16 protein-coding genes and 1 other RNA gene are annotated in these 24744 nt (G+C 45.8%); 10 read left to right on the forward strand and 7 right to left on the reverse strand.

Features of this window, described 5'->3' with window-relative positions; all coding sequences use genetic code 11:
* Positions 1-19 precede the first annotated feature (19 nt).
* Both N773_RS0110570 and N773_RS0110575 read right to left on the reverse strand, forming a co-directional pair.
* A complete protein-coding gene (locus N773_RS0110570; protein ID WP_155250882.1) occupies positions 20-7225 on the reverse strand; it encodes an MSCRAMM family protein in 7206 nt (2401 codons plus the stop codon).
* Positions 7226-7631: 406 nt separating this feature from the next.
* On the reverse strand, positions 7632-8069 hold the full coding sequence (locus N773_RS0110575; RefSeq protein WP_024857765.1) for a hypothetical protein: 438 nt from the start codon (positions 8067-8069) through the stop codon (positions 7632-7634).
* A gap of 642 nt (positions 8070-8711) precedes the next feature.
* On the opposite strand from N773_RS0110575, the gene smpB reads away from it, so the two are divergent.
* Both smpB and ssrA read left to right on the forward strand, forming a co-directional pair.
* Positions 8712-9182, forward strand: a complete 471-nt coding sequence (gene smpB / locus N773_RS0110580; RefSeq protein ID WP_043537857.1) for an SsrA-binding protein SmpB — start codon at positions 8712-8714, stop codon at positions 9180-9182.
* Between the two features lie 97 nt (positions 9183-9279).
* Positions 9280-9634: a transfer-messenger RNA gene (ssrA, locus tag N773_RS21860) on the forward strand.
* 176 nt (positions 9635-9810) lie between these two features.
* On the opposite strand, the gene N773_RS0110585 is transcribed toward ssrA, so the two are convergent.
* From N773_RS0110585 to N773_RS20145, 4 genes are all read right to left on the reverse strand, one after another.
* Positions 9811-10983 (reverse strand): hypothetical protein, encoded by a 1173-nt coding sequence (locus tag N773_RS0110585; protein WP_024857767.1) that lies wholly within the window; start codon positions 10981-10983, stop codon positions 9811-9813.
* A gap of 705 nt (positions 10984-11688) precedes the next feature.
* A complete protein-coding gene (locus N773_RS0110590; protein WP_024857768.1) occupies positions 11689-12852 on the reverse strand; it encodes a hypothetical protein in 1164 nt (387 codons plus the stop codon).
* A 148-nt stretch (positions 12853-13000) separates the two neighbouring features.
* Complete coding sequence (locus N773_RS0110595) at positions 13001-14320, reverse strand: transglutaminase domain-containing protein (protein ID WP_024857769.1); 1320 nt, start codon at positions 14318-14320, stop codon at positions 13001-13003.
* Between the two features lie 32 nt (positions 14321-14352).
* Positions 14353-15675 carry a hemolysin family protein gene (locus N773_RS20145; RefSeq protein WP_024857770.1) on the reverse strand — a complete coding sequence of 441 codons (1323 nt, stop codon included), beginning with the start codon at positions 15673-15675 and terminating at the stop codon, positions 14353-14355.
* 473 nt (positions 15676-16148) lie between these two features.
* Here N773_RS20145 and N773_RS0110605 point away from each other — a divergent pair, with 473 nt between their 5' ends.
* The 3 genes from N773_RS0110605 (at position 16149) to N773_RS0110615 (ending at position 17883) form a co-directional block, all read left to right on the forward strand.
* Positions 16149-16616 (forward strand): hypothetical protein, encoded by a 468-nt coding sequence (locus N773_RS0110605; protein WP_024857771.1) that lies wholly within the window; start codon positions 16149-16151, stop codon positions 16614-16616.
* Positions 16617-16700: 84 nt separating this feature from the next.
* Positions 16701-17108, forward strand: coding sequence for a helix-turn-helix domain-containing protein (locus N773_RS0110610; protein ID WP_024857772.1), 408 nt, complete (start codon positions 16701-16703; stop codon positions 17106-17108).
* Positions 17109-17379: 271 nt separating this feature from the next.
* On the forward strand, positions 17380-17883 hold the full coding sequence (locus tag N773_RS0110615; RefSeq protein WP_024857773.1) for a hypothetical protein: 504 nt from the start codon (positions 17380-17382) through the stop codon (positions 17881-17883).
* 76 nt (positions 17884-17959) lie between these two features.
* Here N773_RS0110615 and N773_RS0110620 read toward each other — a convergent pair whose 3' ends face one another.
* A complete protein-coding gene (locus tag N773_RS0110620; protein ID WP_024857774.1) occupies positions 17960-19738 on the reverse strand; it encodes a Na/Pi cotransporter family protein in 1779 nt (592 codons plus the stop codon).
* Between the two features lie 318 nt (positions 19739-20056).
* Here N773_RS0110620 and N773_RS0110625 point away from each other — a divergent pair, with 318 nt between their 5' ends.
* The 5 genes from N773_RS0110625 to N773_RS0110645 all read left to right on the forward strand — a co-directional run bounded on the left by N773_RS0110625 (position 20057) and on the right by N773_RS0110645 (position 24698).
* Positions 20057-21898, forward strand: coding sequence for a L,D-transpeptidase family protein (locus N773_RS0110625; protein WP_024857775.1), 1842 nt, complete (start codon positions 20057-20059; stop codon positions 21896-21898).
* Between the two features lie 151 nt (positions 21899-22049).
* Positions 22050-22670, forward strand: coding sequence for a hypothetical protein (locus N773_RS0110630; RefSeq protein WP_024857776.1), 621 nt, complete (start codon positions 22050-22052; stop codon positions 22668-22670).
* A 23-nt stretch (positions 22671-22693) separates the two neighbouring features.
* Complete coding sequence (gene aroQ, locus N773_RS0110635; RefSeq protein ID WP_024857777.1) at positions 22694-23140, forward strand: type II 3-dehydroquinate dehydratase; 447 nt, start codon at positions 22694-22696, stop codon at positions 23138-23140.
* 1 nt (position 23141) lies between these two features.
* On the forward strand, positions 23142-23570 hold the full coding sequence (locus N773_RS0110640) for a YrhA family protein (RefSeq protein ID WP_024857778.1): 429 nt from the start codon (positions 23142-23144) through the stop codon (positions 23568-23570).
* Positions 23571-23624: 54 nt separating this feature from the next.
* Entirely contained in the window at positions 23625-24698 is a 1074-nt protein-coding gene (locus N773_RS0110645) for an aminopeptidase P family protein (protein WP_024857779.1), read from the forward strand.
* Positions 24699-24744 lie beyond the last annotated feature (46 nt).

Consider the following 24744-nt stretch of genomic DNA (forward strand, 5'->3'; position numbering starts at 1 on the left):
TAGTTTTATCATACAGAAATTACTGATCGTCTGTATCGTCGTTCTTTCTGCGTCTGATTGCCAGGAAGCACAGACCAACTGCAGCTGCGAATTCTGCTGTATTTATCAGAACTCTTGCACCTGTATCGGGGTTGCCGGTGCTTGAAGCGGTAGATGTAGTAGTTGTTGAAGAACTGCTGCTTGAATCTGCCGTGCTGCTGCTTGAAGAATCAGCACTGCTGGAAGACTCGCTGCTTGATGAATCGCTGCTGCTGTCTTCCTCAGAGGAAGATTCTTCCTGAGATTCATCTTCTGAGCTGTCCTCGGGACCTTCAATCTCGGGTTTCGAGCTGTCGTCTCCGGTGGTAGGCTTAGAACTGCTGTCATCAGTCTTCTTAGCATCGTTAACAGTAATTGTATTGGTGTCGGTATCTACATCGTAGAAGCCTTCACCGCTGTTCTTGTCGGTGTTGTTCTCTACAACTGTTACCTTGCCGTTCTCTACCTTGAAAGTGAGTTCGCTGTCGATAACGTCATATTCGTTTCCGTTTTCGTCAGTGATTGTGTCACCTGTCTCGGTCAGAGTATAAGTGCCGTTGGTCAGTTCAACTTCGAGGGTCTTGCCCTTCTGGGATGTCCAAGGTGTACCTGTTACGGTCTTGCCGTTGGAATCCTTGATGGTCAGTATTGCGCCTTCGAGTTCCTCGGAACCTGTGATATCAAACTTGTTGATCGTTACCTTGGTAGTCTTCTGTGCATCGTTTACCTTGATAGTATTGGTATCGGTATCAACGTCATAGAAGCCCTCACCGCTGTCCTTGTCAGTGTCGTTTTCTACAACTGTTACCTTGCCATTCTCTACCTTAAAGGTAAGAGTGCTGTCGATTACGTCATACTCGTTGCCGTTTTCATCGGTGATGGTATCACCTGTCTCGTTCAGAGTATAAGTACCGTTGGTCAGTTCAACTTCAAGAGTTTTGCCCTTCTGGGATGTCCAAGGTGTGCCTGTTACTGTATTGCCGTTGGAATCCTTTATGGTCAGGATTGCGCCTTCGAGTTCCTCGGAACCTGTGATATCGAACTTGTTGATAGTAACCTTTGTGATTACGGTCTTCTGTGCGTCGTTTACCTTGATGGTGTTGGTATCGGTATCTACATCGTAGAAGCCCTCACCGCTGTTCTTGTCAGTGTCGTTTTCTACAACTGTTACCTTGCCGTTCTCTACCTTGAAAGTAAGAGTGCTGTCGATTACGTCATACTCGTTGCCGTTTTCGTCAGTGATGGTATCACCTGTCTCGGTCAGAGTGTAAGTACCGTTTGTCAGTTCAACTTCAAGAGTCTTGCCCTTCTGAGATGTCCAAGGTGTACCTGTTACGGTATTGCCGTTGGAATCCTTGATGGTCAGGATTGCACCCTCAAGCTCTTCAGAACCTGTGATATCAAACTTGTTGATTGTAACCTTGGTAGTCTTCTGTGCGTCGTTTACCTTGATGGTATTGGTGTCGGTATCTACATCGTAGAAGCCCTCGCCGCTATCCTTGTCGGTAGAATTTTCTACAACTGTTACCTTGCCGTTCTCTACCTTGAAAGTAAGTTCGCTGTCGATAACGTCGTACTCGTTTCCGTTTTCGTCAGTGATGGTATCACCTGTCTCGGTCAGAGTGTAAGTGCCGTTTGTCAGTTCAACTTCAAGAGTCTTGCCCTTCTGAGATGTCCAAGGTGTACCTGTTACGGTATTGCCGTTGGAATCCTTGATGGTCAGGATTGCACCCTCAAGCTCTTCAGAACCTGTGATATCAAACTTGTTGATTGTTACCTTGGTGGTCTTCTGTGCATCATTTACCTTAATGGTATTGGTGTCGGTATCTACATCATAGAAGCCCTCACCGCTGTTCTTGTCGGTGTTGTTCTTAACAACTGTTACCTTGCCATTCTCAACCTTGAAAGTAAGTTCGCTGTCGATAACGTCATACTCGTTTCCGTTTTCGTCAGTGATGGTATCACCTGTCTCGGTCAGAGTATAAGTACCGTTGGTCAGTTCAACTTCAAGAGTTTTGCCCTTCTGGGATGTCCAAGGTGTGCCTGTTACGGTCTTGCCGTTGGAATCCTTGATGGTGAGTATTGCACCCTCAAGTTCCTCGGAGCCTGTTATGTCGAACTTGTTGATGGTTACCTTGGTAGTCTTCTGTGCGTCGTTTACCTTGATGGTATTGGTGTCGATATCAACATCGTAGAAGCCCTCACCGCTGTTCTTGTCGGTGTTGTTCTCTACAACTGTTACCTTGCCATTCTCTACCTTGAAAGTAAGAGTGCTGTCGATTACGTCATACTCGTTGCCGTTTTCATCAGTGATGGTATCACCTGTCTCAGTCAGAGTGTAAGTGCCGTTTGTCAGTTCAACTTCAAGGGTCTTGCCCTTCTGAGATATCCAAGGTGTGCCTGTTACGGTCTTGCCGTTGGAATCCTTGATGGTCAGGATTGCACCTTCGAGTTCCTCGGAACCTGTGATATCGAACTTGTTGATGGTTACCTTGGTGGTTACGGTCTTCTGTGCATCGTTTACCTTGATGGTATTGGTGTCGGTATCTACATCGTAGAAGCCCTCGCCGCTGTTCTTGTCGGTGTCGTTCTCTACAACTGTTACCTTGCCATTCTCTACCTTGAAAGTAAGTTCGCTGTCAATAACGTCATACTCGTTTCCGTTTTCGTCGGTGATGGTATCACCTGTCTCGGTCAGAGTGTAAGTGCCGTTTGTCAGTTCAACTTCAAGGGTCTTGCCCTTTGAAGATGTCCAAGGTGTGCCTGTTACTGTATTGCCGTTGGAATCCTTGATGGTGAGTATTGCACCCTCAAGTTCCTCGGAACCTGTGATATCAAACTTGTTGATGGTAACCTTAGTGGTCTTCTGTGCATCGTTTACCTTGATAGTATTTGTATCGGTATCTACATCATAGAAGCCTTCACCGCTGTTCTTGTCGGTAGAATTTTCTACAACTGTTACCTTGCCGTTCTCTACCTTGAAAGTAAGTTCGCTGTCGATAACGTCATACTCGTTACCGTTTTCGTCAGTGATGGTGTTACCTGTCTCGGTCAGAGTATAAGTGCCATTTGTAAGTTCAACTTCAAGAGTCTTGCCCTTCTGAGATGTCCAAGGTGTACCTGTTACGGTCTTGCCGTTGGAATCCTTGATGGTCAGGATTGCACCTTCGAGTTCCTCGGAACCTGTGATATCGAACTTGTTGATTGTTACCTTGGTAGTCTTCTGTGCGTCGTTTACCTTGATAGTATTGGTATCGGTATCTACATCGTAGAAGCCCTCGCCGCTGTTCTTGTCGGTGTTGTTTTCTACAACTGTTACCTTGCCGTTCTCTACCTTGAAAGTAAGAGTGCTGTCGATTACGTCATACTCGTTTCCGTTTTCGTCAGTGATAGTATCACCTGTCTCGGTCAGAGTGTAAGTGCCGTTTGTCAGTTCAACTTCGAGGGTCTTGCCCTTCTGGGATGTCCAAGGTGTACCTGTTACAGTCTTGCCGTTGGAATCCTTGATGGTCAGGATTGCGCCTTCAAGCTCTTCGGAACCTGTGATATCGAACTTGTTGATTGTTACCTTGGTGGTCTTCTTCTTAGCATCGCATACTGTGATGGTATTGCTATCCTCGTCACAGAGTACGTAGCCCTCGTCAAAATCGTTGTCGGAAGAATCTGCCAGAACTCGGCTATAAACATCGGTGATCTTTCCGTTTGTTACAGTGAATGTTACGTTGGAAGGAATGATCTCGTACTCAGCGCCTGCCTTTGCAGAATCAACTGCGGTCTCGGTAAGTGTGTAAGTGCCGTTTGCCAGGCCCTTAACTATGTGGTCGCTGCCGTTGGAATCCCATTCGTCTATGGTCTTGCCCGAGCGATCCTTGATAACAAGGTGAGCGCCCTTGACTTCTTCGGAATTGGTGATATCCTTCTTGGATACTGTGATATCGCTTCTTGAAGCATCACAGATAGTGATGGTGCTTCCGCTTGCCTTAGCATAGCCTACGCTTGAATTCTCAGGTGTTCTCTCATCATTGGGAGCAGGAACAGACTCAAAGCTTATGTTTCCGTTTTCATCGATGGAGAATATTACCTCGGAATCCATTACCTCATAGGTAACGCCATCATATACAAAAGCACTGCCTGTTTCGGTGAGTGTGTAAGTACCGGGAACGAGTCCGTTGATCTGTGCTGCCTCTTCACCGGATACCCAGCTCATAACGAAATTCTTGCCGTTCTTAGCTGTATTCCACTCATTGAGTGTAGTATTATTTGCGTTAGCGTTGTTGATAGCGCTGATCTGTGCATTGGTGAGACCCTTGACTGTCAGCTCAAGCTTAGCGTCCTTGACCTCTTTCTCACCTGTGATATCGGTCTTGTTGATAGTCAGATCTCTCTTGATCTCAGCGTCCTTGATAGCATCGCATACTGTGATGGTGTTAGTGCCCTTGTCTGCCATAACATAGCTCTCAGTAGCACCTGTCTTAGGAGCACTTACAGCATCTGCGCGGTTTTCCTTAACTGCTGTCAGCTTGCCGTCCTTAACTGTGAAAGTTATCTTAGACTTTACAACATCATATTCATTGCCGAAACCATCAGTGATCTTCTTGCCGTCAGCAGCTTCCTCGGTAAGAGAATAAGTGCCGTTTACAAGACCTTCGATAACGTGCTCTCTGCCGTTGGATACCCATTCATCTACCAGATCGCCGTTCTCATCGAATACCGAGAGTTTAGCATTGAGCACTTCGGTCTCACCGGAAATATCAGTCTTTTTCAGAGTTACATCAGAATTGCTGATCTTCTCAGCGTCGCATATTGTGAACAGCTGATCGTTGTTATTGTAGAGGCAGTAGCCTTCGTCAGAATCCGCATTGGCATTTCTCTCAACGCCTCTTACATTTTTGATGGTGCAGCCGTAGGAAGCACGGTCTGCATCAGCCTCAACAGTAAATGTAACCTTAGAGGGTATAACATTATAAGTAACACCCTTATAGTCGAATTCATTGCCTGTTTCCTCGAGAACATAGTCACCGGGTGCAAGTCTGAATTCGTGTGTTTCACCGTCTGATTCCCAAGAGAACAGTTCTTCGCCGTCAGCAGTAGATATTTTCAGCTGAGCGCCCTCTACCTCTTCTCTGCCTGTGATATTCTTCTTATCAACAGAAACGACGGTAGTATTTCTCGGCAGGTCGGTGTACAGGAAGTGCCACTCACCGTCAGGGTTGTTGACATAGCCTGCGGATTCCAGCCAGCCCGAGCTTGTACCCTTTATGCGGGTAACGGAATTTTCATCGGGTATCAGGAATATACCTGTTGACTTGTTGATATCCAGAGCCTTAACAGACTTCAGGTTCCATACGATATATCTTGCAGCATTCTGGTCGAGCCAGTAGTTCTTTCCGCCTGCAAGAGTATTCTCGTTGGAAGGAGTGGTGGACAGCTGATAATCAGCATCACCTATACGTCTGATATTGAACTCGTCAATACGTGCTTCGGTGACTTCATCAAAGTTGAATATCACCATCTGAGTGCCCTTGAGCTCGATATGTACCTTACCGCTCTCAGCGATGTAAGGAGCGATAGCATCACCGTCGATAACGAGTACAGCGTCGTCATCGTAGCCCTCGCCGCTGATATAAGCATTTTCACCCACGATAGTAGGTGCAGCATTTACCGGCAGACCAGCCAGATCATTTGAAACTGCCTGCATATTTGCAATGATAGGATCGATAACGCCCTTGATAGTGCTCTTATCCTCGTACTCTCTGGCGATACCGTCTCTGTCCATTGTCTCTTTCATACGTGACTCGCTGTCAAAATGAAGAACAGCGCCCTCTTCGCAGCAAGCGGAGGTGTTATCGATAAAGAACTTGCCATCGGGGTCGATATCGAAATCCTTGGAATCGAAATTCACGTAATCGGAGGGCTCGGCATAGTTGTCTATCTCATCATTGAAATGAACGAATTCGGCAAAATAGAAATGTCCGCCGAACTTGCCGCTGATATCAGGGGTATTTGCAACGTTGTTACCCTCGTAGTAATTAACAGCGTAGTTGGACTCTGTATGGTTGCCCTGCTCAAATCTGTCGATGACCATACCGTAGTACAGACCATTGCCCAGGATAGAGCGGAAATCATAACCATTGACAGATGAAGTCTTGTTAAAGCTGATATGCTCTGTATATTCGGGTATTTCAGCTTCAACAGAAGTCTGTCTGCCGTACTTTACAGTACTGCCTTTGAAAAATCCGCCGTTTGCGATCTCGCCGCAATTGCTGCGGTTAACAGCATTGTTTACTGTAAGGTCGCTTACAGAAGATTTCAGCAGTGTGACCTTGGTAGCAGCGCCGTTATAGTATTCAACGCCCTCGGGAGACTTTCCGTTGCTGTCATACCAGTCAGTTATATCGATAGTCTTGTTCTGCTCTCCGTTTAAGGTGAGTTTTTCAAGAACATACTTGTAATCGGTATCTGAAGTATCTGCTTCAACTAACAGATAGATATTGTCGTCTTCAGTTATCGTTGCAGGTGCATCAAAGCTGAGTTCAACGCTGTACTTTGCAGGTGAAGCCTTTCCTGCGACAGCATCGAAGGAGAATGTTCCTCCGTAGGTGCTGTAGCCGCTGTATCCAGCATCGTTAAGCTCCATACCCTCGATATTATCAACAACAGTGCAGTTGTTTCCGCCTATCGCATTTTCAAGAGTAAGTTCTTTGCTCGGATCTGAATTCTTCAGAAAAACTCCTTCCATGGTGACAACATCGGGAACTACATCCTTTACCTGCCAGCTGCCCCACATTTCTGCGCCGCGTGAGCGTTTTTCCCAAAGTGAAAAAGCGGGTGAAGTCCAGTCCGTACCGTCGGCATCGATCTCAATGAGATCATAGGCATCTTTTGACTCGCCATCCTCAAAATATTTGAATGTAGTGCCCTGATAATCCGTATCCTTGCCCACAGCGTGAACCAGAAGATAGTAGGTATTATCCGATGTGCTGACGCTTACGCTTTCGCCTGTTGTGCTTCTGAAGTTTACCTTGGCTGTGGTATTTTCCGCTGACAGACTGTTGTCAGTATTGTCGCGTTCAAAACCTGTAACAGCTTCTGCCGAAGATGTCATCAGCACAGGTGAAACTCCGGGAAATGCACCAAGAACGAAAGACGCAGCAAGTGCAGCAGATGTCATGCCGCTGATGAAACGTTTGCTAAATGTCTTTTTCATAGCTTTTTTCCTTTCGTAGTAGTATATGACCTTTTCTGCCTGCACGTCTGATGTGCGCCTTTTACAGCGAAACAGCCTGACCGACCGCCTGCAAGAACATCACACCTGCATACAGAACAATATCCATGCACCGCACTTCCCAAAAGCGGCACAGGGAACTTCCCCAATAAGTAAAAACTTCTTATCCATCTCATTTTTACCCATTGCATATACATTTATTATACACAAATCAACCACAACTGTCAAGAGATTTTCATATTTTCACTGCCAAAAAAAGAAAAGTATTTAACCAAAAAATAAGCAGTCCATACAAAAAAATAAAACGTCCGCAGTTTGCGGACGTTTTATCGGGAAATAGGTGTTGGCATATCTCCAGGAATTTATATCACATAGATCAAAAATAAATTCAGTGACGTGCTGACAGACCTGCTGTTTTGTGTGAAGCAAAATGTCCGTCAACAAAGAAGCCGATTATATCATAGATCAGCGAATATACGATAAATCCGAGTACAAAGAATGATGCGAATGCGGGATAATCAAAGCTGTTGAACTTCGAGAGATCATACCATATGGTCATTTCTCTTATCCTGCATACCAGACCGGATAAACCTGTGGATACCACGAACCACATCAGCATATACATCGCCTTATCGTACTGCTCGTCGTTACCCTTATGCGACGTTACAGCGCGATATATCGCAGAAGCAGCCATAGGCATCACAAACCATTCTGCCAATACGATCATGTTAACGAATGAGTACCCGCCAAATACAATGTCTGTCACAGTGAATGCTGCCCACGCAAAGAGGTTCATCAGTATCGTGAAAATAAACATGGCTGCCATAACGATCTTCCTTTCTGTAAAAATAATAATAATTGATTGATGGTGTGCGTTTTGTTAATGCAATTTAAGTAATTTAATACTCCGTTTAAATCTTGAACTTATTATAGCATACTTCACAAAAGTTTTCAAGATTTATTTTACATAACTTATCTATACGCCATCGGCAAATTCTTTGTGCATTATGTTTAATACAGCTACAATTTTACCATATATTTGCTATTTTATGTTGCTTTTCGTGAAATAATTGCTTCAAACGTGTAATTAGTTTAATATATCAAAATTTATGAAACAGCATAATTGTGAACATCAACAATTCAGATCAGAAGAATCATCAGATATATTATTCGTTAAATATTATAAACAAAGACACATTTTATGTTATATTTTTAACAAGTATCATTTTCATTAATTGTTAACAATAATAATTTGTTAATATTTCGACTTTTCCTCACAGCATTCGACATAATTGGATATGTATTTAAAACCTTCGATTTGTTGCTCCTGACAGATAATATCGACCGATCAAACGGTATTAGTCACTATCCGACATAGTTCGCAGAAAAATATATATCCAACCCTTTGACAAAACAGATAATATGTGTTATACTATTGTATGTCAGTAAAACAAAGGAGGTCACGCCTGTGGCGATCGATAAAAAGGGCACGAAACAGATAGCCGATAACCGCAAGGCGCGGCACGACTACTTTATACTGGAAACCATCGAGTGCGGCATTGAACTGGTGGGCACTGAGGTAAAGTCCATCCGCAAGGGCGGCGTTAACCTCAAAGACAGCTGGTGCAGTGTTGATGACGGCGAGATGTGGGTCAAGGGTATGCATATAAGCCCCTATGAACAGGGCAATATATTCAACAAAGACCCAAGGCGCGTCCGCAGACTGCTGCTGCATAAAAGAGAGATCATGAGACTTTTCGGACAGGTTCAGCAGGAAGGTCTGGCGCTGATACCGCTTTCGCTGTATTTCAAAGGTAGCAGAGTAAAACTTGCGCTGGGTCTGTGCAAAGGTAAAAAGCTCCACGATAAGCGTGACGATATGGCTAAAAAAGCCGCTGACCGCGAGATCGAGAGAACGCTGAAAGAGCGAAATATGTAATGACAAAGCGCGAAAATGCCATGGATGGTAAAGCATAAGCTGATATATATCAAGCACCTCGCAGACAGCATCAGTTTTGCCTGTGTTATAAAAATACGGGGATGTAAAGGTTTCGACGGGGGTCTTGAAGGACGATAAGCGAGTGGAGGAGCGCACTCTCCTTAAACGGCGTACGTTTTAAAATTAGACGACAACGATAATTTTGCAATGGCAGCCTAAGGGCAGCCCGTCTTGCCTGAGAGTACCACGGCTCGGGTAAAGGCGTCGACTAGTGGTGAACGTCTGCGGGCGATGGCTGTGACCCGCAGGTGTATTGCAGCCTACCGGACCGAGGGGCGTGTCTGTTTGCCCGCGGCGAGGGAATCGGCGCAAGCTGAAATAACCGACTAGACTCGTAGAAATTCGTTTGGATGGGCTTTCGGACAGGAGTTCGACTCTCCTCATCTCCACCAGCCCTCGCGCGGGCACGCATCTCCCTCACCCGATATATAGTGAGGGAGATTTATTTTGTCAGGTTCGGGATCATTCTTATTCTTTTCCTTATTGACAAGGACGGACTTTTATAAGTCCGCTTTATTTTACAGCAAAAAGCGCCCCCGATCTCTCGGGGGCGTTCATCATTGTGTTCTTATTTCTTAACATACCTGTGCTTGTTGACATCGTATGTTTCGCGGCTCTTTTTGCCGAGGATAAGGAATATCACACCGGCTGCCACTATGACGCCTGCAACTATTCCTATTACTATCAGCTTGAAGTTGCTGCCTTCATCGTCTTTATTGTCCGATGAGGAGTTATCTTTGCTGGTAACAGCGGCGGGCGTCTGAGTATCGGCAGGCTTTGTGGTCTCAACTGCATTATTATTGTCAGCTGCCGCTTCGGAATTCTCCGATACTTCGGGCTCGTCTTTCGCAATAGTCTTGATATCAAGAGCGTAAATATCAGTGCAGGTTATGGGTGATTTTCCAGTATCTCCGATATACACGGTGGAAACGCAGGAGAAATCATCGGTTCCGTAAGCATCTTCCATGCTCTCGAAATCAAAAAGTGCATACTTATTGTTGAAAAGCACGGGTGCTACCTTGCCCCATACAGTATTATTCTTTGCTTTGGGCGAAACTGTATCATCAGTGCTCTGCATGATGAATTCAACAGGCGCTGAAACAACATCCTTATCAAGGTCTGATTCAAATATCGCTATCACAAAGGAATTTTCTGCCATAGTGCTGACATCGAACTGGTCAACACCCACAGATATGCTCTGTCCCCAGTTCTCGCTGGTGGCAGGCTTTTTTGCGTGTACCCTTATAGTACGGCGGAAATCGTTCTCTGCCATCTCTTTGGAGGACAGAACATTAGTCGCAGTGAATCCCGTGCAGGTGACTGTGCTGCCATCGGCTTCAACATCGATAGCAAATACCGAAGAAAGCGCATTATCGCCCAGAGCCTCAGTAATGTCCGCATAGGTGAACACAGCCTCGCCGTCTTTAACTTCAGAAGCCTTTACTTCAGCAGATGCGGGCGAACCGAACTCAAACTCGGTATTGTCGTTCTTGTCCCAGTAGCCAAGCACCAGCTTTACGGGACTTTCAGCGCCGTCCCCGCCGCTGTATGCAACTTTAACAGTAGTATCGGAAGTAAACTGAGAAGCAGCGAGATCTTTTGAATTCGCAGTGAAAGTTATGCCTTTGTCAGTTTCAACAGCTTTTTGGGTATCGAGTTCAACATCTCCTGCAAAAGCTGCAAAAGTGCTTGCCGCTGCTGCGGCGATCACTGCCATGAAAACAGAAAGTGTCTTTTTCATTTTATTTCTCCTTTATTGTAAGATTTTTAACCTATCACAAAATTATTAACTAAAATATAGTGCAAAATGACAATTCATTTGTTATGTGTATTATAGCATACCTCATATTTCAAGTCAATTAAACTTTTTGCAGAATTTGCACATTATTTTTTGATTTATTATCTCCATTTCTGACAAATCGGCAAAGATTTTAACAATAAACTGATTTGGTCTTATATTATGGCACACGTTGTTTTATATTACGAAATGTTAAGTTCATTATTCGCCCAGAAAATGGAAATATCGTCTGTAACCGCGTAAAATTAAACGTTTTCGGCAACATATGTGAGTGTTTTTTTAGATTTCATTCACTGCTATTTGATATATTTTTCGCAAAAAATCAAACAACTTTTACCACATATAAGAGCTATGATCCTTTTACCGTCAATTTTCCAAATTTTTTAACTTAATGCAATATCTGCTGCCGCGTTTACGATTTTTATAAATGCAAATATTTGAAACAAGTATTCTCCCGACAAACACCTGTATCACTTTTTACAATAATCGAAGGTTTCACGATTCGGCCACTACCGACTAATTATCATCTTATACATATTATACTACAAAAACGTTAACAAGTCAAGAGAAAAGCCGCAATATTTCCAAAAACCCGGAAATACTGCGGCTGAATATTTGATATTAAATTGTACTTGATTTCGCTGTAAATTACTTCATACGGCCTTTAAGCTTATTCTGCTCTTCTTCCATAAGCTTCATCAGATCTTCAAGTGATGCGCCGTTATCTGCACCGTTTGAAGAAGATACAGGTCTTCTTCTGCGGGGTCTCTGACCTGCGGGTCTTCTTGCGGGTCTTACAGGAGCTTCGCCGCCTTCAACGAGCTGAGAAGCCTTCTCATAATACTCGTCGTCTTTCAGACGCAGGCTGCTGTTATCCTGCTGAGGTGCAGGTGCGCCAGCGTTATTGGGCTGTACACCGAAAAATTCACGGGCATCAAAATCAGCTTCAGCAGCAGGCTGCTTGGCAGGCTGTGCGGGGAATGCCTGGATATCGGGGATAGTAGTAGGCGCCTTGGTTGTCTTTCTCACGCCGATATCAAAATCGAAATCATCATTGCGTGCAGGCTTAACTGCCTTTCTGACGGATATATCTTCGTCATCTTCCTCTTCATCATCTTCCGAAACGGGCTTCTTTCTGCGCTTAGCTATCTGCTCGGTCTCGCCCTTTCCGCCAAAGAGGAAATCATCCAGCTGCACATTCTTCTCTTCTACTACTTCGTCTTCATCTTCGTCCTCATCTTCTTCCGGAGAATGAGTTGCGATAGCGATGATGAGTTCGATAAGTACCAGCAGGAAAAGGGGTACTACTGCACAGCATATCATTCCGAACTTTTGGGTAACAAAGTTTATTACCTTACCTGCTGTAACGTAATAGCTTGCACAGAAACCGATAGCATCGGAATTATTTATCACATATTCCTTGCCGCCGTTGGTAACAACGTACTTAACGCCGTCTTTGCCATCTTCTGTCTTTAAGTCTTTCAGCCAGTAAACACCTGTGCCTTCATCTTCAACATTCTCGCAAAGTATCGGACCGCCGATCTTGCTTTTAGCGTCGTTAACACCGTCAGATGCAATTACCAGCACGTTCTTCGGAACAGCTACTATAACACCGCCATTAGGATCGCTCTTCAGAAGGTCTTCCTTGGTTATGAAAAGGCTGTAACCCAGCACACTGGGTGTTACGTCCTTATTCTTGAACACTTTGCCGACGCCGAATATTATCAGCATTTCCAATATCATGAATACGATGAAGAACACCAGTACGTTCTTGCCCGCACTCGATCTCTTGCTTGTGGAGACAGCTCCCATTTTTCAACATTCCTTTCATTTATAAAAAGCAAAAAGCTCGTAAAATCAAGCTACATTTTATTATAACACATCCGTTTTGAAATTTCAACCTTGTTCACGGATTTTTCACTATTATTTTGTCACAATAGACAAACTACGCCTTAATACGTTATTTTTTCAGCCTAATGGAGATATTGTAGGTCACAGCGTTGTTTATTACGGAATAGCCCGAGGTCTTGTAGCCGAACCCGGGATTATCAGAAACGCCCTGCTTTATCATGTCAAAAAGTTCTTCGTTGCCTGTTCCGTCACCGAAGACCCAGTTAAGTGTCGCATCAAAGCATTCCCTATCGGAGCACTTGATCCTCGCATACTCCTCACCGTTAGCCATAGCATCCCTTACCGCGTTACTGAACGCATCGTCAGCATCATCTACGGTTTCTGCGAAATAGCCGTAATAACGATAATAATCACATTTGGTAGCTGTGCAGACAGGTTCGCTGATAAATCTATTCTCGTCCTGCACATGGTTCCTGGTCATTTCTTCATCGGTGACCGAGAAATAATCGTACCTGAGATAATTCTCTGCACTTTCAAACACAGGGTCGTCCCAGGTGATATCAGAAGCGTACCATTCGCCGTCCAGCATCACCTTATTCCATATATGTCCCTGAACAGAGCCGTCTTCATTAACGCCCTGTCCGATAACGGGAAGGCATGGTATCCCTGCTCTGTCACATACCAGCATCAGTGCCTTGGAATAACCTTCACACACTGCATTGCCGCCTACAAGACATCCGTATGCGGTGTAGCAGTCGCCGTCCGATTCGTAGTAAAAACAGTTATTTACAAGCGCATCGTGGATATATTTGTACTTACGGAAATCTGTCCAATCGGATTCCATGCCCGCCAAGATGCGGTCTATCGCCTGTTCAGTCAGCATATTTCGTATTTCGGAATCATCGGCGCTTCTGGTATAATTCATGAATATCGCCGATGCATAGCCGTCAGAGTCTACCTGTACCGAATAGTTAGTATCTATATAGTCTATCTCGGGCGAACCAGTGACGACCATGACTATCAGTTCACAGATATCAGCAGAACCCACCACATCATTCTTTATATATATGGTCTCTTCGCGTTCGGTGATGCCTTTGTATATCTGTCGGCTGACGATCGCTTCGTCATCGCTCAGCCGATGAGCAAAATACTCCGCCGCAAATGGCATTTCGATCTTAGTCGCTTCTTCTTTGCTTATCGCAAGATCTTCTGTACCCGAGGATACTTCCTCCTTTACAACGACCTCGCCGCCTGCTCCGGGCAGATCCACCTTGCTTCGGCGGGTAACGACCCTGCCTTCGTCCTTGCCGGATATGACAATATCAGTTTCTGTTCTGCTGTCCAGCGTCTTATAGGCATAGTAGCCCCCGCCCGCTGCCGCAAGAAGCAGTGCCAGCCCTGAAACAGCCGCCCAAATCTTTACGCCCAAAGAAACCACTCCTTAAAAGCTCCGCAGAGCTTTTACTCGGTGCAAAGCTCTGCCCTGATCCTGCCTATCCTTCTGTCTTCTGCCTGTGTCACCGTAAACTTTACGTTCTCCCATTTAACGGAAGCTCTTTCTCCGTCATCGGGGATGTGCCCCAGCAGTTCTATCACCATTGCACCTATCGTTTCAAAGGGAGAATCCTCTTCGGGCTCCTTGCCGAGGGCTTCCATAACGTCTTCATAGCCCGCGTTGCCCTCTATTTCAAAAACGCCCTCGGAGATCTTGGTTATCTCCTCGCTCTCATCGTCGAACTCGTCCACGATATCGCCCACGATGGTCTCTATCAGATCTTCAAGCGTAACAACGCCCGCAGTGCCGCCGTATTCATCTACGGCTACTGCCATCTGTATCTTTTTAGCGGTAAGTTCCTTGAAAAGTTCACCGCATTTCTGGCTTTCGGGCACGAATATCACTTCGCGCATAAAATCCTTGACTGTCCTGTCCTCAGCGCTTTCATGGAAAACCAGCGTGAGCAGGTCCTTGGCGTAGATAACGCCCTGTATATCATCTATACTGTCCTTATATACGGGTATACGGGAAAATCCGCTCTCTATGGCAAGTTCCACTGCCTCGCGGATAGGTGCGCTCTCATCTATGGCGGCAACCTCGGTTCGGTGAGTCATTACCTCACCTATCTCGATATCGTCAAACTCGAAGATATTGCTTATCATCTCCGCCTGACTTTCCTCGATAGCGCCTGTCTCGTTGACAGCGTCCACCATCATCAGTATCTCTTCCTCGGTTACAGCTTCCTCGGCATTTACGTTTTTAACGCCGAAAAGTCTCAGCAAGGCAGTGGTAAGGCCGCAGCTGATGATCTCTATCGGTCTGAAAAGTGCCAGCCATCCGCGGTAGATCCCTGCTGTTCTCAGCAGAAAGCTCTCCCCTATCTTGCCCGCAGAACAAAGCTTTTTCGGCACGCCCATGCACACCGTACCGACCCACAGGGTCAGCAGAAGTATGATAACAGCCGCGGAACATATCACCGCCGCCGCATCGTATCCGCCCCACGCATCTGCAAGAGCTTTTTTCATCGGTGAAAAGAACCATATAAAAGCGCAGGCAGTCTGAAGCGCCACAAGGGCAGTTCGTGCGATAAGGTTCACGTTTAAAAATCGCCCCGTATGCTCAAGCATTTTAACTACAGACGCAGCACGCTTGTCGGTCTCCGCAAGCTTTTTCAGCCGTGAATCAGATATCTCAGCCGCACTGCACTCGCAGGCATAAAAAAACGCTGTAAGCAGTCCGCACAGCACAGGCACTGCCGCGACAATAAACCCCGGTTCGGGAACGTCCATCAGTCATCAAATTCCTTTCTTAACATAAATATACCGAAAGCAGCACATCATATGCCGTACAAGCCAATATATCGACTCTGCCGACATTTCACCGTCCGTTCTGTGCCGCACTTCGGTATCAATACAACTTGTTTGGTATACAAAAAAGTTCACACTTTGATATTACATATATCATATCAAACATTGTCCTGATTGTCAAGGCAAATTTCGCTCCTTTCCGACATTTTCTTTATATGACAAAAAACGGGTCAAAAAATTGCGTAAATTTTATTAAATTGTTAGCTATAAACAAATGGTCCGAGCTGTCACTTTTACTCCATTCTGTAGATCTCATTTACCCATTCCCATAAAAACGCCCTAATATCCGGGCATTTACGAACTTTATGATAACTTTGCCGAAGTTCTCTTTACAATTGCCTGTTTATATGATATAATTTTCTGGACAGAAAATACTACCCCTCAGGAGGAAAATAATGAAAAGACTGAGCTTTATGAAAGGCAGATACGGATTTGATATGCTGTTTTTTGCGGTGACCGCACTATGTCTTCTCATCGCTTTGCTGACGCGCACTGTTCTGTGGCGGATACCGCATATCTCGGCAAGCGGTATACTCAGCGTTACAGGACTTATAATGATAATCAATCTATCCCGCGTTTTTTCAACACGGATATCAAAACGTGAAGCTGAAAACATCAGGTTCACGCTATTTCTCAACAAACTTACAGGCAAGGGCGGTAAAATAGGCAACTACGTCACAGATAACAAAGGCTACACCCCGCTGAGCCAGCTAAGGTCGGCACGCCCCGACTCAATTACCTGCGAATGCGGCAATAAGCTGGATATACCCAAAGAAAGCGGCAAAAAATATAATAGTATGCCCAAAATGCGGCAAACGGATCTATGTAAAGCTGCCGTAAAGGATCATTGCAAAAAAAGTTGAGTTATATAAAACTAACCTATTGAAAAATATCTCTATCCATGTTATAATTATCCAAAGGATTATTTTCTGAAAGGAAGTTTGGAAATGAACATCGGAGATAAATTGTTATACCTCAGAAATCGCAGCGGCTGCTCACAGGAGACACTTGCCGATGCCCTTGATGTCAGCAGACAGACAGTTTCCAAATGGGAGCTGGGACAGTCACTGCCCGACGCTGAAAAGATCGTTGCCATCAGCAATTATTTCAGCGTTACTACTGATTTTCTGCTGCGTGACACTTCCCCCGTCAAGATCGAAAAAAATCTTGACCGTATCGTTATCGAGTTTGCGAATTCCGCTGCCGATCTCGATCAGATATCCCGCGCACTTGTCGATATCGCCCGCGACGGTATCATCGATGAGGAGGAGCGTATCCGCCTGTTTGAGATGGTCAAGACCGTGGATAATATTATCCCCGCTATCAGTGAGATAAAAACTCTGCTGAATATGTAATGCACTGTTATATGCAGTTTCAAGGCACTTCTGCTTTTTGCAGAGGTGCTTTTTTGCGTTCATGCCATAAGATAACCTGCTTCACAGGTGCGGTGATGTGCAAAATGCTGAATTTACGGTTTCAAGAACAAACGTTCTTGACAAGAACGTTTGTTTGAGTTATAATATAGTCACAGCCAAAATATATCAATATCGTCATAAGCCGACATACCCGCGCCGTACCGCCCCATCGGCAGATAAGTCGGCAAATGTGCGAAGACAGGAGGAGAAAATGGAAAGAAACACACGCAGTAAAGATGTTCTCGATTCGCTGGACATCTATTCATACATAGCCGAACTATTAGCTATCCCAACAGGAGAAGCAAATAAGCTGAATGGAGAAACCAGAAGCGGACTCGCCAGCGCACGCGCCAAGGAATTCGCACAGTACAGAACACTGTGCAGAAACGAAGCCCTTACACGGCGTCGGATCACCGAACTGCTGGTAAAGGTCGGACGCGCAGAGAAGAACAATTCTCCCCACCTTCCTCTGCTGCGTGCGGATATACGCGATGAAACGCTGAGACTAGCCGAACTCACCCTGCAGCGCCGTCGGCTTGAAGACAGACGGGACCATCTGGCAGGACTGGCGAAAATGGTGGTGCAGTACCGCTATTTCGATAGACCCGACAGCCGTCTCCCAAGCTGGGGCGAAACAGCCGCACAGCTGGGCATAGCCATCAGCGGCGATGAACTCCGCAGATACGTTTGCAGTCAGTTCACCACACTGAAATAACAAAAATACGGAGGAAACCTTTTCAGAAAGGTCTCCTCCGCAAGATCATCAAATTATCTCAGCGCGGTCATTCAGGTCACACCAGTGTTTCAAGTGAGTACTTTGCACTGTACTCTTTGAGCTTCTTCTCGTAGGTCTCGGGACCGTGCTTGTGGAGTTCATCGAGATACTCATGCTTTTTAAGGGTCTCATACTGCTTTTTGGTAGAGATAAGGTATATCGCTATGTTCGAGCAGTGATCTGAAATTCTCTCCACGTTGGTAAGTATATCCAGGAAATGTATTCCAACTTCGATAGGACACTGACCATTCTTTGAACGGTCGATATGCACAGCCTTGAGTTCTTCAACCAGACGGTCAACCACCTCTTCAAGAGGTTCGATCTCGGTCAGTACATTCATATCCATAGTCTTTGTTGCTTCTATCGCAAGACCGATTATCTCAGCAATAGCGCCATGGACTACCATGAGCTCCTTGTTGGCTCTTTCAGAGAAGTGAGCTTCTTCTTCATAAAGCACATTTGCTGTTTCGCAGAGGTTCACCGAGTAATCGCCGATACGCTCAAACTCGCTGATAAGGTGGAACAGGGTCGTCACCATACGTCCCTCATCCTCGTTCAGCTTACAGTCATTGAGCTTGATAAGGTACTGACCAACGCGGTCTTCCAGCCTGTCCAGAAGCTCCTCGCGCTCGTTGATCTTCTCTATCTCCCTGCTGTCGTACTTATCGAACATCATGCAGGCAGCCTCAAAGTTCTTGCGGGCATATATACCCATCTGAACAACAGCTTCCCTTGTCTGTGCGATAGCAACGTTCGGTGTAACGAGGAATCTCTCGTCCAGCAGATCTTCTTTGGAGAATACGTCCTCTTCTTCATCGGGCTTATCAGGCACCGTGATGCACGCCAGTTTTTCAAGCACTCCTGCAAAGGGTATGAATATTGCAGTTACTATAACGTTGAATATAGTGTGGAAGTTCGCGATATCGCCTTGTGTGAATTCCTTGTCCCAGAAACTCCAGCCCACAGTTGCCTGGACTGTGTATATAACTATCAGGAACAGTATGGTACCAATAAGGTTGAAGTAGAAGTGCAGCAGCGCTGCTCTCTTTGCGTTCTTTGAAGATTTCAGGGACGACAGCAGAGGTGTCGCGCAGGTACCGATGTTGGTACCCATGATTATCGGGAATGCCGATGCGAACAGTACAGCACCGCCCGAACCGCTGGATATTGTCTGGAGTATGATGACAGCAGCAGCAGAGGACTGTGTGCATATAGTAACTACTATGCCTACCAGTATGCCAAGCACAGGATTCTGCAGGAGCCCGAACAGGCTGCGTACTGCTTCAGAGCCTTTGAGGATCGGCTCCAGATTGCTTTTCATGGTGTTTATACCCGCAAAGAGTATCGATACACCTATGAGTATCTCACCGATGGTCTTGTACTTGTTCTTCTTGGCTATCATTATGAACAATATACCCGCTATCGCCAGCACTGCCGACACGGTAGTGGAGAAGTTGTTTGAATCTCCGCTGCCGCCTGCGAGTCTGGTTATCTGGGCGGTCATGGTGGTACCTATGTTAGCACCCATGATTATGCCCACAGCTCCGCGGAGTTTCAGAAGTCCCGCATTTACAAGACCTATAACAATAACTGTTGTCGCTGTCGAAGACTGTACTGCAGCTGTTACGATAGCACCGAACAGTATACTTGTCAATATATTGCCCGATACCTTTGCCAGAACTTTCTCCATAAAACCGCCTGCGGTCTTTTCAAGTCCCGTACTCAGCGTCTTCATTCCGTAAATGAACATCGCAAGTCCGCCCACGGCGGCAAGTATCCTAAAAAAATTCGTCATTATTTAACTCCTTTACTTTCCTTGACAGCCCCCACGACTGCCTAACGCTATACTTTAATTATACTCTCTCCCTTAAATTATAACTTAAAATAACCTGAATGTCAATTAATCACACAGCAGAATGACTTTAGGATAACAAAGTTGATTATTAGGAAAAATGTACAATTGGTATGCCGCAAAGGCGGTAAAAAACTTTCAAAAAGTCCTTGAAAAAGATTGAAAAGTGTTGTATAATAAAAATGGATATCTGTACTCTCATGTACAGATAAGGAGAGCGTAAACGAGTTTCTATTTGAGTAGGAGGATAGTTTCTTTTTTATGGAGAACAGAAAAGAAGACCTTGCCAGAAAGATTGCCAGAAATATGTCAATGACCGAGAATTTCGGCGATGAGCCCGAACCTGCAAGGGGTGTAACAGATTTCGGCGAGGACGCTTTTGATACTGTTTATGCCCGGACAGCAAGAGAAAGAAGACCGCAGAGAGCTTATGCGGGCAGTTCGTCCGGCAGCAGGAGAAGCACCGCACAAAGACAGCACAGCGGTACTGCGTCAAGATCAGGCAGCAGCAGTTCAAAAAGATCATCAGGCGGAAGCACATATGCCAAAAAGCCCGCAAACAGCAGGAACACAAAAACCAGTAACAAGGCAGCTGCTGTAAAAAAGCCCGCTGTAACTATCAAAAAGAAGAAAAAGAAGCCCATGACCGCCACCAAGGCAGCACTTATATGTACCTGCATACTGCTGACAGGTCTTATGGCAGGCGGCGGATTTCTGATAATCGGCAATAAGATGTATGAAGACTCTTTCCTTGATAATACCTATATCAGCGGCGTTGATGTAGGCGGAATGGACAAGCGCCAGGCTCTGGAAGAGGTAAAGAAAAAAGCCGGTATCCCCGATGTACTTGCCATCACCAAAAGGGACGGATCACAGATAACCATTCCCCTTGCAGATATAGGATACAAGGACAATACCGAGGAATTGGTAAACAAATACTACAACGGTCAGGATCATGGAAAATGGCTCAGCGCCATGTTTGAAAAGGAAGAGTATTCGATAAAGAACTCTTTCCATTATGACAAGAAAAAACTTGAGAGTATACTGGCTCACAAGCTTATAAAGAACCAGAAAGCCAAAGCACCTCAGGATGCTTACATAAGCCGCAACGACGCAGGAAGTTTCATGGTGGTAGGCGAGAACGACGGCGATTCCATCGACACCAACAAGATACAGCTGCTTTTCGATTATGTTGAGAGCGAACTTGACGAACTGCATTTCGATATAGCCATAGGCTCCGTCGACTGCTACAAAAAAGCCAAGCTCCATTCGGAAGATCTTTACGAGCGCTGTCAGAAGCTGAACAATCTGCATAACATCGAGATAGTCATAGATTTCCAGCTGAACACCGAGAAAATAGACGGCCCTACGATAATGAAATGGGTAGGCTACGATGAGGATGCACCTGTCAATGCGCTTGAAGTCGACCGTGATAAAGTCGAGCAGTATGTAAGCCTTCTGGCAAGCAGATACGATACCTTCGGCAAGGACAGACAGTTCGTTTCCACCAGCAGAGGTCCCATAACCGTACCCCAGGGCGAAGGCTGCTACGGCTGGTGGCTGGATCAGGACGCTATGACAGATCACATCATAGAATGTATAGAGAACTGCGAATCAACCCGAATGGATGCTATATACTACGTCAACCCCGACTCGACATACAGCTATACCTGCAACCCCGACTGGCTGACCGACAAGACCGATTACGGCGATACTTATTTCGATGTTGACCTCAAAATGCAGCATATGTGGTATTACGAGAACGGCGAAATGAAGATGGAGAGCGACATCGTATCAGGCTATCCAAGTGAGTCGAGAAACACTCCCGCAGGCGTATACAAGCTCTGGCTGAAAGAGCGCGGCAAGACACTGGTGGGCAGTTCCGACGGACAGTCCTACGCTTCCTATGTTGAATTCTGGAACTATTTCAGCACCATAGGCATTGGTTTCCACGATGCTTCATGGCAGGGCGGCGTATTCGGCGGCGAAAAGTACCAGTCACCCACATGGGGCAGCCACGGCTGTGTAAACCTGCCATATGATGCAGCAGAGTACATATACGAAAATGCTCCATTGGATACACCTGTATTTCTGTACTGGTAATGAGCAGTAAGTGACGGCGAGATAAGTTTACTGTGAGACCGACGGGGCGTTCTCCGTCGGTCTTTTCGGAGAACGATATCTGCGCCGAGAACAGAGATCCATAAATGGTACTATCCGCATTAAATTAAAAAGATAAGGACGGTGACAGGAAATGAACAGAAAAACACTACTGATATCCCTGCTTGCGGCAGTGCTGTGTCTTGCAGCCTGTACCAATAAGGGAAAGGCTAACAATAAAAAGCCTGACAACAAAGGCAAAGACGCCACTGTGACAGATACCGAAGACAGCATCGACGAAGAAGAGGATACTATCGGTATCCTGAAGGATTACAACGAAGCCAAGCCCTCGGTGATAAAAGGACTGATACTGGAGTCCAAGTCAACATGGAGAAATACCCCCATGATAGACGAAATGGCAGAAGAAGGCTTCACCAAGACCGTGCCGATAAATAATTTCGAGCTCGACGAGGTATTCGAGATGTACATTGACACCGATACCGTCGAGGGCTGGAACATCTACATCTGCAAGCATGACAGCGTGGGCGATATCACCGCTCTCACCGAAGAAAAGCTGAAAGAACTTGCCGATACCGAAGGCTTCGCCAACGACTACGGCAACAAGCCCGACAAGAAAAAATACGGTGATCTCGGCGGTATGTGCGTAGCTTCTGACGAATCCACCGAGGGACTGTACGATATGTTCTTTGTCCGTCAGGGCGAGATAGACAGCTATATCCAGCTTGAAATAACAAAGCCGTCCAGCGCTGAATAACGGACGGCAGAAAAGAGGACCATATGAAAAAGATACTTGTGATACACGGACCGAACCTCAATCTTCTGGGCGAAAGAGAACCCGGCGTTTACGGCACCGACACTTTTGAGTCCATCAATGATGAGATAGTCGCTCATGCCCTTGAAATGGGTATGCACTGCGAGGTCTATCAGTCCAACCACGAGGGTGAGATAATAGACGAACTGCATCTTGCAAGAAAGAAGTTCGACGGCGTTGTGCTGAATGCAGGCGCGTATACCCATTACAGCTATGCTATCCGCGATGCAATAGCCGCTATAAAGATACCCGTAGTTGAGGTACACCTCAGCAATATCCATGCAAGGGACGAGTTCCGCGAGAAATCGGTAATAGCCCCCGTATGTGTGGGTCAGATAAGCGGTTTCGGCAAGTATTCTTATCTTATGGCAGTTGATGCACTCAATTATAAGTGGAGCGAACAGGCTGAATAATATGTATACAGAATTTCTTTCAAAGCTGCCCGATACGGCTGCATATGAAAAGCCGACACAGGAAAAGATAAACGATGCAGATAAAGAATTCTATTATTTATTTGAAGTTGGATTACCCAAAGACTATATCGAACTTCTCCACCACACAAATGGTTTGTCATATGACGGACGCAGTATCTGCGGGGTGTATGATGAAGAGTTCCTGACCGAATATCCGAGAAAAAAGAGCATGGATATAATACGGTTCAACTCATCTTTCAGGGATATGACGGATATTACCGACTATATCCTGCTTGGAAAATCAAGTATAGACTACATCGTTTACAATATCAGCGGAAAGAAATATCAGATACTCAGCAACGGAACAATGGAAAGCTTCGGGACGTTTGATTCTTTTATTGAACTGCTGTATGCTTTCTTTGAAGTATAACCATCAGAAAAGGCTGTTGCTGTATTCTTATTAAATAGAACGAGGGTGTAAATTATGACAAGGCTTGAACGCCTGCAATCAAGGATAGCAGAAGTCGGCGGATGCGGCATCATAACCGATGAAGTCAACAGACGTTACTTCACGCAGATGAAGTCCAGCGCAGGTACTGTGCTGGTATTCCCCGAGGAAAGCTACCTTATAATAGACTCAAGGTACATCGAAAAAGCGCGTGCCACCGCAGTGGGCTGCACTGTGATACTCGAGGGCAGGGGCGAAGAAAGATTTGCCCAGATGAACGAACTTATAAAAAAACACGGAGCTAAAGAAATAGCCATCGACAGCCAGACCTGCACCGTAAGTCAGCTGGCGCATTACCGCAACAAGCTTGAAGCCGAGATACCCGCAGACGGACGTTTCGGCAGGCTGATACGTCAGATACGCATGGTGAAATCCCCCGATGAGACCGAAAAAATGATAGCCGCACAGCGCATAGCCGAACAGGGCTTCGAGTTCATGCTGGGCTATATCAAAGAGGGTCTGACCGAGAAAGAGATGCAGCTGAAGCTGGATTATTTCATGCTTTCACACGGCGCAGAGACTTTGAGTTTCGATACCATAGTCCTCAGCGGACCCAACACCTCCATGCCCCATGGCGTGCCCTCCGAAAGGCGCGTGCAGAAAGGCGAATTCGTGCTGATGGACTTCGGCGCAGTTGTTGACGGCTATCACAGCGATATGACAAGGACAGTATGCGTGGGCGAACCTACCGACAAGATGCGCAAGGTTTACGACATAGTCCTGAAAGCCCAGCAGGCAGGTATCAACGCCCTTAAAGCTGATATCACAGGCAAGGACTTCGATGCCGCCGCAAGAGATATCATCGAAGCCGCAGGCTACGGCGACAAATTCGGACATTCCCTCGGCCACGGCGTAGGTATGGAGATACACGAAGAACCCTACGGCTCCCCTGTTTCAAACGCAGTTATCCCAGAAAATTCCGTCATCACCATCGAGCCGGGTATATACCTTGAAGGCGAATTCGGCGTAAGAATAGAGGATTTCGCCATCGTCAGGGCGGGCGGCTGTGAGAATATGACTCTTGCGCGTAAAGAGCTTATCTGTCTTTAAGTATACTATTATAATAAACAGAGGGCATAAGACCATTGCTTACGCC

This window comes from Ruminococcus albus AD2013, assembly GCF_000526775.1.
Taxonomy (GTDB): Bacteria; Bacillota; Clostridia; order Oscillospirales; family Ruminococcaceae; genus Hominimerdicola; species Hominimerdicola alba_A.